Origin of the sequence: Planomicrobium sp. MB-3u-38, assembly GCF_002836425.1 — a bacterium.
Lineage (GTDB): Bacteria > Bacillota > Bacilli > Bacillales_A > Planococcaceae > Planococcus > Planococcus okeanokoites.
In genome coordinates this window covers 17,765-29,809 of record NZ_PJBO01000061.1, presented here as the reverse complement: position 1 = coordinate 29,809, position 12,045 = coordinate 17,765, and the positions used below count along the sequence as shown (strand labels likewise).

The 12,045-nt window shown below is 42.5% G+C and carries 5 protein-coding genes; 3 read left to right on the top strand and 2 right to left on the bottom strand.

From position 1 onward, the window contains the following. Positions 1-239: 239 nt before the first annotated feature. Positions 240-575 (top strand): ribonuclease E inhibitor RraB, encoded by a 336-nt coding sequence (locus CXF70_RS13315; RefSeq protein ID WP_101803082.1) that lies wholly within the window; start codon positions 240-242, stop codon positions 573-575. A gap of 918 nt (positions 576-1,493) precedes the next feature. Here CXF70_RS13315 and CXF70_RS18575 read toward each other — a convergent pair. After that, positions 1,494-1,778, bottom strand: coding sequence for a hypothetical protein (locus CXF70_RS18575; RefSeq protein WP_101803081.1), 285 nt, complete (start codon positions 1,776-1,778; stop codon positions 1,494-1,496). Positions 1,779-2,752: 974 nt separating this feature from the next. Then, the gene (locus CXF70_RS13305; RefSeq protein WP_101803078.1) at positions 2,753-9,592 is read right to left on the bottom strand and encodes a DNRLRE domain-containing protein; all 6,840 of its coding nucleotides are present in this window, start codon (positions 9,590-9,592) and stop codon (positions 2,753-2,755) included. A 563-nt stretch (positions 9,593-10,155) separates the two neighbouring features. On the opposite strand from CXF70_RS13305, the gene CXF70_RS13300 reads away from it, so the two are divergent. Next, complete coding sequence (locus tag CXF70_RS13300; RefSeq protein WP_101803077.1) at positions 10,156-10,521, top strand: DUF805 domain-containing protein; 366 nt, start codon at positions 10,156-10,158, stop codon at positions 10,519-10,521. Positions 10,522-10,892: 371 nt separating this feature from the next. Beyond that, entirely contained in the window at positions 10,893-11,351 is a 459-nt protein-coding gene (locus CXF70_RS13295; protein WP_101803076.1) for a hypothetical protein, read from the top strand. The last annotated feature ends 694 nt before the right edge of the window (positions 11,352-12,045 follow it).

The window sequence follows — 12,045 nt, the reverse complement described above, 5'->3', positions numbered from 1 at the left end:
AAATCGTATTCTATAGCGATTTTCATACTAACATACAAAAATTACTGTTTTCGGCTGCTTTATAAACCTGAGAAAATAATCTGCTTACAAAATATTCGTGCAGAACAATAGTCGGTAATTACTAAAGAGAAAGATTGATTGCCGAAGAAAAGGATGACTTTCTAAGCAAGAGATTTCATCTACCAAAAAAATATCTTAGTAGAAATAAAATTTTCATAAGAGCCTGGAGGAGAAGAAAATTGAATTTATTACCTAAAAAATTTCCGAATGATGAAGATGGCAAAGTGTTAAAATTACTTTATAAAGAAGGTATTGATTTTACACAAACTTATCAAGTTGATTTTTTAGTAGCTGTTCCCGATAAAAAAAATGGAGACTCTATTCTGCACGAATTAAAGAAAAATGGGTTTAGCTGTGTACTAGAACAAGACGATGAATCTAAAGAATGGATTTGTTATTGTGAAGTAGAAATGCTTTTAACTCATGAAGGTGTGACTAATATACAAAAGCAATTGAATAAGTTAAGTGAACCTTATAATGCCTACTCAGATGGCTGGGGAGTAATGATCAATTGAATCATCTTCATTATACAAAGGCGTCAGATTTCAAAAAAGCTACATTAATGTAAAAAGAAATTGAAGGATAATTAACACTATCTGAGTTTCTTTTGTGATTGGATTTCATATCGGCAGGTAGGCCATGATTAGCTACATATGAAAAGAGTCAAGAGAGTGCTAATAATACAAAGTGACTTTCCTCAAAAAATTAACGGGCCTTTTGATTTACTGCAGGGGCTAATGAACAGCAAGAAAAAGACGAATAGTGCAGGTGTTGCATCCAAAAGTTAGAGTTAAAATTTGCACTGACATAAAAGTATAAGACCAGTAAAAAGACCTTTCGTTTAAAAACAGTTATGAAAATATCAACAAATCTATACGAAGATGTTTTTCTATGGAAAATATAATGAAAAATTTAAACAGAAGCTGATAAAAGAATATTTTGATTGGTCTATTGAGTTATCCACGCCTATCCAAAAAACACAAGATATCTAGCCAGGTGACAATTGCACGCTAAGGCTGTTTTTTCCAAGACTTCGGAAAAGGAGAATTTCGAACAGGTAGAAAACCAGATGTAATCCATTCAATTTGAATTTGATATATTAAAACTTGATTTCCCTGCCAGGATACAAAAATTGTAATTAGGATGCATAAGCTTACGCTCTTAATACTTATTCATGTTTCTCCCATAGGCGAAATGTTGCAGCTTGTGACTATAGTCAATTTCAAGAAAGCAATATGTTCAGCAAATCTCATATTCTTAAAACAAATAAAACCTCACCTTATGATAGCTCTATAAAAGCTTTCAATCAGTGAGGTTTGTTGTTGATATTAATTGACTAAGGCTATTCTACTGTTATTAAGCAAAAGCCTTTGTGAAAATTTCTTACTATGCAATATTTCTCTATTAATTTTTCGGAAATTGTTGAACCGCTTTTACCACTCCCGCCATTCTTCTGTAATGTCTTCATTCGTCTCCAGACCAGCTTGCTGCGCTTTTTCCATAATGAAATCATACAGTTCCTCTCGCTCTAGTGTCTCAATGAAAAAGTCATATTTTTCATTCAGCTCATTTAAACGGAGGACCGTTTCCTTCACTTTTTTTATAATTTTCTTCTCAGTTGGCGCTTGAAGGCGGGAAAGTCCATCCATATAGTCATGGAGTACGTTATCTGTTGCCCTTAGATTTTCTTCAGTAAATTGGTCATCCCCAGCGTTCATCCTTATTCTCCACTCTTGCGTAGGTAAAGGCTGTTCCCTCTGCTTAGCGTTTTGCTGAACCGGTTCAGTGTCTTCCGGTTTGGATTTCTCTATAAAAGAGTGAGGGTCATTGAGCCGTGGCCCTTCTTTCAGCCGATGGGAATAATGTTTTTTATTCGTAAAATAAGCGTACTCCATCTCGATACAACGGGAGACATCTCCATCCACTACAGTAGAATCTACCAAAACCAAGGTTTTCAAGCGAGGTAGCTGTTCTGTAAACCGAATTGACGGTATATTCCCACAGTCATTCAAACTCAAAGACTCAAGCGATTGGATTTTTCCAATTGGAGAAAAGTCTTGGATTTTTTTTGCAAACTCTATTTGAAGTTTCGTCAGGTTTTCCGACAGATATTGAATCGCGTCGATGTCCATCAGGGCGCTCATTCTAAACAATGCGAGTCGACCTAACTTCTGCAATCCTTGAATCCCCTCCAGGGAAGTGATGTTGGAGCTGATTAGCTCGAGATCTACAAGAGCTTTCAGGTCTGTGAACTCCATCAGGTTTTTCCCTTTTGGCTTATAGTCCCAAATCTGCATTTTCTTCAAGTTAATCAGGCTACCGATTGCTGCTGCCTTAGGCGGCAATGTGCCGATAATCTTTTCCAACGAGGTCAACTGGCTAAAATCGACCTTCAAGGAAGGGGAAGTATCATTGATTATTAAGACTTTAAGTGCCTTCAAGTGATAGGCTCCATCAAAATTCTTTACACTCGGCCCTTCAAGTGAAAAGGTCTCTATACTTGGACATTCACTTAAGAAATCGATTTGTGATTCATCATAGCCGTAGGTAACCTCTACCTTTTTGACCTGGTGCGACTGGATATACTGAACAGATTCTTGTACATTTTCCTTACTAATGAATACGGTGATTCCATTCCCATCGTTACTTATACGAAGCTTATTTTTCTCCATAGGCTCTCCTCATTTATCTTTTAATACCTTCCATAGTCTTGATAGTGATACTTTTTACCTGGGCTCCATATTGCATTATAGAGTTTTCCACCCTTTTTGTATTTATATTTCTTCATCAGTTTGTATTCTTTTATATACGCCTCTCTATGGTTTTTTGCAGGTCTCCACATAACTGTTTTCACTTTATCACTATGCTTACTTGCATGTTTTTTAGCTGAATTTCTTGCTCTTTTCATACTTCCTTTACCTACATACACAAAACCTGATTCATACTTAACAACATAGGAACCAGTGCGTTTAGATAATTTTTTCCCTGCTGTCTTGTATATTTTTTTCCCTGCCTTAAATTTACTTCCACCGACAAAGCCCCAGGCTGCCGCTTTTAAAATTTGTTTTCTAGATTTTCCGGATTTGTATGCACCATATGCATCATAAGCAGCAAATCCGGCGTTAATAGCTAACCAAGCGAAATGACCGTCCGGATCTACTAACATAACTGGATTGTTATTCGTATACGTATAACCGTTCTGTGTGAGGATATCATCGTCATCCCCTGGATCTGGATCCATGGACGTGAAAACCCCAGCCTGCGGGTTATAATAGCGCGCCATCAAGTAATAATTTTGTGTTTCCATATCAAACTGATAACCCGCATAACGATAAGGATTCTTTTCTGCATATGAACCTTCTTGGTAAATGGTATTACCCCAAGCATCATATACATAGGAAGCGACAATCAAATCAGATTTTGAACTACCTGTCCTATTCGTCACCATAACTACATCGCCATGCGCATTGTAATGGTAGTAGTAGCGTGTGCTCTTTGAATCTTTTACTTCTGTACGAGCCATTAGTTGGCCATTTGTATTATAGGAATGATACGCAGTAATTACATTGCTTGCGTCTGTTTCGTAAAGGACGTTTAAGCCCTGACCATCATAAATATAGTTTGTGACTGTACCATTTACATTCTTGCGGATTCGACGATCAGCATCGTCATACCAGTATTCAGCTACTTGTACAGTGGTAGCTTTGCTATTTACCTTTCGCAGACGATTATCGGCGTCCCACTGATAGATGAATTTCCCATCGTCCAACAAGTTGCCATTGTCATCATATGTCCACTTGGTGCTGGTGGTTCCATTCTTGACTTCAATCAGCTGGTTCCGTTTATTGAAGACATGATCTACCGTCTGTGTCACGGTTCCGTTTTTCGTCACTTGCTTCTGTTCGCGGTTGCCTACGACATCGTACTTGTAAGCGATTTTCTCTCCGGTAAGCGGAATGCTCTCAAGTTTCAGCTGATTCATTGAATCATAGTCATAGTCTGCAGTGCCTGTCAGCGTAGCCCGGCTGGCAAACTGCTGTGTGATATGCTGTTTTGACCGGTTTCCATTTGCATCATATTCATAACCGAATTTTATCAATCCATTGATGTCATTATGACCGATATCAATGGACTCCACAAGGCTTCGATCGTCATAGACGAAGAGAGCGCCTGTGCCGTTCGGTGCACTATAAGTTTTTACATTGCCGGTCTCATCATATTGGAATCGGTATTTCTCATTGTTTGGATCAATCAGTTCTGTATTGTAATTTAATGTATTGTACTTAAACTCGTGCTTGTAGCTAAGTGCACCGTTAGATATGGTCTCTACGGTGACATTGTCATTGGCATCGAATACCCAGTCGATGGCTGGACCGACCGCCAAGCTGCTACCGTTCGACTGCCGAGTTACCCGGTTTCCACTATCAAACTTCTGGAACATTTTCGTATCTGTCAGTAAGTTGTGAATTTCTTCTTGATTGCCGTTACCGTCCAACTTGAATGATGATACCTGTTGAGCGGTTCCACCTGGCAAGGTATGCACCAGACCTGTTTGCCGGTCTGCTGAGTCGTAGAGGACTGAAACTTTGCTACCCGTAGGATACGTTGTCAAACTGATTTCTCCGCGAGAATTGTGATCAAAGTCAGTAACGTAAGTTTTACCATCCGCATGAACAGTCTCTGTCTGCAGTTGGCCGGCGTCATCATAATCATAGCTGCTCTTGCTATAGGTAATTGATGGATTTACCTTAGAACGTACACTTTTCTCTTTATTGCTACCGTTTCCGTCATAGGTGTAATAGATCTGTGCATCTGACCCCGGCATAGAAGTGGTTTCCAACTGATTCGCTTTATTATAAGTATATTCTGTCACGAACCCCTTTGCATCTGTTACGGAAGTCTGATTGCCCCAGTTGTCATGCGCATAACGCGTTTCATAACCTAATTCGTCTGTTTGGACTTCCAGGACATTTCCCTTTGCATCATAACCACTGGAAGAGCTGACCAGTCCTTCTTGCAGACGCACACTGTCAAACCAAGCTGTTCCAGTTACTTGTCCATTAAAGGAAAGGTAGACGTTTACTTTATCAATTGGTTGAGTGAGATTCAGAGATACTGCTGCCTTTTGCCAATCATGGGTTCCTAAGGCAAATAATCCACTGCCTTTTCCAATCTCGGTCCCACTTGCATTGTAAGCTCGTAAATAAATATTATATCCGCTTCCCGGGTTCGTCGAAAGGTCAACGGCATTCACCGCTTTACTGAGTGCTGACGCTGTAATGGGAGCTGGAGTTGTTTGTTTCAGATAGATGGTCTGGCTCATGGTGAAAAGAGGATCCGTAGTTTGTTTCCGTAGTACTTTTACAGACAAGTCACCATCGAAAACTTCCTCTTCATCATACATTCCTTTTAAAGCTGTAAAATTCCAGCCGGGAAACTCGGTAGGTGCACTTTCATTCAATTGTTCCATTCCACTGTTTGATATCGGGTTAAAGGTAGAAGAAACTTGTCCGTATTCTAACTGAATATTGTCAAAGCTCGCTGTTCCACCGGAAAGGCCTTCTTTTCCATTATCCACTTCTAGATAGATTCGAATTGCAGTTGTACCAGCAGGAGTCTTGAAGGAAAGCTGGCGTTCAGTCCATTCATCATTGGTACCGGACAGGTAATGATACCGATTATCTGCATATTGTGTCGGCGATATGCCAAGGAACTGCACATTGAAGAAAGCGCGTCCTTGAAGGTTCGCCGTCTTCAGTAATCCGCTCAGTGTATATAACGTATTTTCCTGGACAGGAATATCTTGTGTGATTGAAGTAAACGACAACGTGCCGTTTGCCAGTCCGTTTGCCGGCTTCGAAGTCAGCGTAATCGCCCGGTTTTGTTTAGCGCCTGTGGTGGTTAAGGTTGCGGTACCGGTATTATTCGAGCTATTTCGTACCGTCCAGCCAGCGTGAGTTGTAGCACTTTCTTCAAATCCGCCGTTTGTCAGCTGATTAAAAGCTACCGCCATCTCTTTTGAAGAGCGTGTCACATTTCCAAAAGCATCATATTCCGTTATGGCACTTGTTTTTGATGGGTCGTTGCTGGAAACTTCCAACATCCCATCGTAAGCCGTGGTATACGTTTCTTTCAGCGCATCTGTAACAGAAACAACGTCATTGTTTTCATTATAGGAAGCAAGTGTCGTTTCCTGATTTGCACCGACGACTTCCAAGACATTTCCTTCGCCGTCGAATACGGCTGTCTCGGTTCCAGCGCGCGGATCCACCGTTTTGGTTAGTTCATTCAACGAGTAGGTATAGGTCGTTTTCAGATTTAATTTTCCAGTTCCGGTATCCGTGACCAGTGTGGCCGGATTTCCTGCGCCTGTATACGTCAGGGTATCCACCGACGAAACCGCGGTACCCGTTGCCGGGGAAGAGGAAGCCTCACCGTTATACGTCTGTGTCGCTGGGTGCGTAATAGACGCCTGTCCGGATCCATAAGCCAGAGAAGTAACCTTTCCAACCGCATCTTTTACACTTGTCAGTCGTTTAGAGGCATCATAACCCAAGACCGTCTGCTTGTTTAATGCGTCGTTGATTGTCTTAAGCAAGCCATTCTCATACGTATAACTGTACGTAGCTCCTGTCGGATCCGTAACACTTGTCAACTGCCCGTTGGTGTAAGTGTATGACCAGACACGGCCACCGTAATCCTCAACTTTCGTAATCAAGCCGTTCGATCCCGTGAACGTAATTTTCGTGACACGTCCGCTTGCATCTGTGATGGTCATCGGATTGGCTGACCAAGAGAGTGTTACTTTATTTGTTAATTTCTCTCCATCTTCGATTCGGAAAAGGCGCCCCTTGAAATCGGATGCCGCTCTTCCAAAATGGAGTTTATCCTGATTCTTGGTGGTCAGGACGAACGTATTGGCTGTACTGGTAATCGGCAAATACAGCCCGTGCGGCTGCGCATACACGCCTTCTGAAATGTATTTGTAAACGTGAACCGTGCCGTCTTCTTCTGTCAGTTGCACGTCTTTGTTGCTGAGTTCATCCAAACGGATGTCGTATGAGAACAGCCAGCCTTTGCCGAAACTGCCGACTTGGTCGCTCAGACTATTGTATGTCCGTGCAATTTCAATCGATGGTCCTCTGCCGGACAAACTCGCATCCGTCTCACTGAATGTCAGGTTCCCGTTGATGGCATTGACCGTTCCGGCAGGTGTGCTGAATGTCGGCCAGAATGCTTCACTGCCCAACGAGTTCTGTTTGTCCGGAAGTGGGGACTTGAAGTAGGTCGACTGGACCGATTCCGGGTGATTCTCGGTATAAGCTTTCACCCGTACATAGTAATGCTTGATGGCGCCGTAAGATCCACCGGATGCCTGGTAAACCGGTGTCGGATCTTTCGGCAGCTCCACGCCTGTACCGTCCAAACGGAAAGCGAATTTGCCAGCGGCTACATCAGCCGAAGTCGGCCAGATTTTTTTGCCTTGTGAATGCCACTGCAACGCCTGATCCGGTTTGGCAGGATCCACTTTAATATCCGCCACCTGTTCATACGTTTTCCCGTTGAACAGGAGAACCTTATAGCCGGTCGCGAGTGCCACCGGTTCCCAGTTGGCGGAGATGTAGCCGGTTGTGTCGTCCAGGTTGATGCTCGCTGCACCGTTTATGCCCTGTGGTTTGGAAAGCGGCATATACGGCATGGTTTCCGCGGACATGCTCGAGTTGCCGGCGTCATAAACAGCGGCGACACGGACCCAGTACTTGGTGCCAGTGCCGTAACGGCCGCCAGAAACCTGGTAAGTTTCGGAAGGATCTACCGGCAGTTCCTGGCCTAGACCGTTTGAACTGAGCTGGTAGTGGCCGTTGTACAACTGCTCATCTGTCGGCCAGATGTTCTTTCCTTTAGTCGACCAGGAAGTCACGTTCCCCGCCGGAAACCCTTGATAGGAATGACCATTATAAAGGTAAACGATGTAATCCTTCGCGCCAGGGACGCTCGGCCACGAAACATCCAGATAGCCGGTATCCGTTCCGTCATTGTTGTTTGTCGCCTTTACCGTCGGTGCTGCCGGTGTCGGGTAACTGTACGTGACAGACAGATACGGTTTGTTTGTACTGTTTTCAGACGCATAGAATCGTTTCCAGTAAGTCTGGCCGTTTCCGTTCGTATGCAGCTTAAAGCCGTAATTGGCTTTTGTGCCCGTCGCCCATTGCTGAACGGTGGAAGTTACATTGAAATTGGCCCATTGGCCTTTGTAGACATTGGTGCTTGTGATGGCTGTCGAAGCCGGTTTGTTGTTCCACGTCAACGTGGAAGGGGACCAAGCAGCACTCACCGCATCAATCCACAAGCCCGTGGCAGTCGTCGGATAATAGGAATGTGACGTATAGACGCTGAAGGTGGCGGAATCAATCGTTGCCCCTTTCAGGTGCGCTACGTTTTGTTGCAGGTACGAAAACTGCGTTCCGGAAGAAGCATCAAAATAACCCGCGCGCAATGAATAATAGCCGCCGTTAGAATCCCAATAGGAATCATAGTTGGCTGTCGGGTAGGCACTGGAGACGAACGAATCGGCGGAAGTCGGCAAGCTCGTCGTCGGATCGATGTAGATCGGGTACTCCCGGTCCGGAGAAGAAAGCCATTCCGGATCGGCCGTCAACGTAACCAGATACCCCAGTTCATTCTTTTCCAGTGAAAACGCCAGTTCTTCCGACCGGACCGCTTCCCCCGAAAATTCGTCGACATTGGAGTCTGACATCACCGGAGCCGGGGTGGTAAAGACCACTTCCTCGTTCTCCGTCCAGGAAATGGAGCCGTCTTCAATCAGTTTCCCTTTCAGGTTGGTGTGCACCTGGTAATGGAACGTATGGTAATCGACCGCTTCCGTCAGGATCAGGTCTTCTTTTAAGGATGTGTCAAACAGGATGCTACGCAGATCCACTGCCGGAAAGATTTCCCGGTGAAAAATGGTGTTTTCCGTGTAGTCGATGGTGGGGGGCAATACCTGTACCACACCGGCTGGACCTTCTGCAGAAAGCAGTTCATATTTCAGTGTATTTCCGTCGTTCTGGATCGTGACGTATGTATCGTCGACCACGGAAGGGAATTCCACTTCCAGCTTGGTATTTTCACCGGAAATCTTCTCTTCCTTTTTGTCTTCTTTCAGGTCCGTGGAGATGTCCTGCCAGTCGCCGGCCGCATCTTCGCTGTGGATTGGTTCCGGATAGATTTCCTCGGTGAACGTGCCGTCACCGTTGCTGAAAACCTTGGAGTTTTCGGTCCGTTCTTCGACCATTTCCCCTTCCTCCGGATAGACCGGTTCATCCCCATTGGTATAAGTGACTGGGGCCACGTCGGCTTCAGGATCTTCCATTTCGATGGTGTACGGGTTACTTTCTTCATTCAGACCGAGCCGTTCTTCGTACTCGGCCAGTTCGTTTCCTTCTGCCTGCGCCATCTGCTGCCACGGCAGGCTGGTGAAAATTAAGAGGATACTAAGTAAAATGACCAATAACTTTGTTGCGTTCTTCATGTTCCTTCTCCTTTGCTAAGTTCATTATTGATCCGTTTCACTGAGTCCTCGCTTTCTTTCGTTATCTTGTTTAATTTTTCTGAAAGTGAAACAATCTTGCTAATAATATGTCAAAAGAGGGGGAGAAAATATAGTGCCAAATACTTATTTTCCATTTTAAAGGACTTTTCTGAGCATTTTTTCATTATATCTTTCCAGTTTCTTTTAAACTTCTTTCGTTATTCCAGTTTGATTCAATCAAGCTCTAACTTTCTCTAAAAAGCAATGTGCTTAAATAGTTCAATGTAATAGTAAGAATCGAGAATGCCGCTTGCTCTTTTTGTAATTTTTTAGAAAAAAATTCAGTTTAAGAAAGGCAGGAAAAGAAACAGCGGTTTCGTAGCTTTTTCAGGTGGGATTTTAAAACACTTCTAGTAGGCACTAAAGATCTGGTATTAAAAATATTTTTAGTAAAATAGATACAATGACCTAACAAATAAATACAAATATTGGCTATACATAATGGATTTATGAAGCTATACTAATTTTAGTTTTATATCCAGAAGGAAAGGAGGCGCTACCAAATGAAATGGTTTGTAACAGTATTAAAAAAAGCATTCAACTTTTCCGATCGTTCACGCCGGAAAGAATATTGGATGTTCATGTTGATTGCAGCTTTGTTCAGCCTTGTACTAACGATGGTTGATGCATTCGCTGGATTGGAAATAGCTGAAGACGTCGGCATATTAAGCACTTTATTCTCTCTTCTTCTTATCATTCCGAGTCTTTCGGTTACGTTCCGGCGTTTGCATGATACAGGGAAAAGCGGCTGGTGGATACTGATTTCGTTGATTCCAGTCATTGGCTGGATTGTCTTATTGGTCTTTACTGTTCAAGACAGCGAATCGGGCATCAATCGTTTTGGTGCCAGTCCGAAAGCGGCAGTATAGTCAAGGGCAAAGTACAGGGAAAGCAATTACCGGTTCTCGGCATGCAAAACGATACAGTCAGAGACGGACGAAGGGGGCAGTTAATCTGTCCTCTTTTTAGCGTTCTATTTTTTCTGTCCTCCCTTTTAAAAGAAGTTAAACAACCCTCATCAAATGAAGGTTTTTCATTGAATATAGGGAGGGGACTTATAAAAATTCATGTGAAGGAAAATCAACTGCTCGCCTGTATGTTCGCAGACATACACTTCTGTGAGTAGTTAAAAAATAGATGAAGACCTTGAAAAAGGAGAAAAGGGAAATTAGTCGAACTACCCCATAGAATCAAGAAACCACTTGCCTGGGAAGCGAATGAATAAGGAGGAGGGAGTGGTGTGAGGTGTTTTTTGAACTTTTTTAAATCGAAATCGCCTTCTTCTGATACAGCCTATGTCGGGATTCCCGACACAGCCTTTGACGAGGCGTTGAAAAGAGAAATCCGGGAAGTCGAAGCATATGCAGCAGAACTGGCAAAATCGTTGCAAGAGCAATATACAAAGGAATTTGAAAAGAAGAAACGCAATAACCTGAGGGTGTGTTTGGAGCGCACTATTGACGGGGATGAAGTCGAAGGGATCTCAAGCGACCATGTCTTTGAGAAGGAATATTGTTCGTTTATGGCGGTGGAATACGACAACTTCGAGGAAGACGACCGATTCGAAGACCTCGACATTCCGTTGTGGTATTACTTTGGCGGCTATTGGCACGGGACGGGCACACTTTATCAAGCAACTTACGACCATCTGGAAAAGGAAATGGAAGAAGCCTTAAAAGGATTATTGAACCGATTCTGAAAGAAGCAAATACATATTTTCAATTTAACAATAGTGCAGTTAAGTTACATTCAAAATCAATAGAATACAAAATGTAAAAGGAGCGTTAATTTATTGGCCAGCGCAAATTATATAAACTTATTCTCATACTACTTTTTTAAAAACTTAATCCTTTTTCTAGTAATTTGTTATGCAGAAGACAATTTTCGTAAATCACTTCAGGAATTCACTACATCTGATTTTATTCGATCTTGTATAGTCTTTTTTATCATATTTCTAATTTGGAGCACTACTTCGCAGAGTTATGAAAACTTCCAATCATTCTCTAAGAAAACTAGGTTTCTTCTGGGAATTACAGCTGGATTGACTGCAGTTCTTTCAAGTGGGTATTTACTAAGTGTTTACTTTTGAATGTAACTTATTGTGAATTAAGTTACATTCGGAGTACTTGAACTATCTTAATTCTAGTAACATTGAAAAAAGGAAAGTAATGAAAATTTAAGCTATATAACTGGTTAGCACCCAGTAGTGATTTTGATGATTATTGAAATTGAAGGACACCTTATCCAAGTTTTGTTAACGGGAAAAAAGTGTACGAAACAGCAATTGAAACAGATGTATCTTCAGGCAGATAAATTAACTTATGAGTACTTCGACTTTCCTGACGTGTTTTGTCGGCTTCATAACTTTGAGCAAATTCCCTATTTGGAGGATA

Excerpts from the sequence above, each read along its gene's own strand:
- CXF70_RS18575 (WP_101803081.1), bottom strand. The coding sequence starts at position 1,778 with ATGAACGCTGGGGATGACCAATTTACTGAAGAAAATCTAAGGGCAACA.
- CXF70_RS13305 (WP_101803078.1), bottom strand. The coding sequence starts at position 9,592 with ATGAAGAACGCAACAAAGTTATTGGTCATTTTACTTAGTATCCTCTTA.
- CXF70_RS13300 (WP_101803077.1), top strand. The coding sequence starts at position 10,156 with ATGAAATGGTTTGTAACAGTATTAAAAAAAGCATTCAACTTTTCCGAT.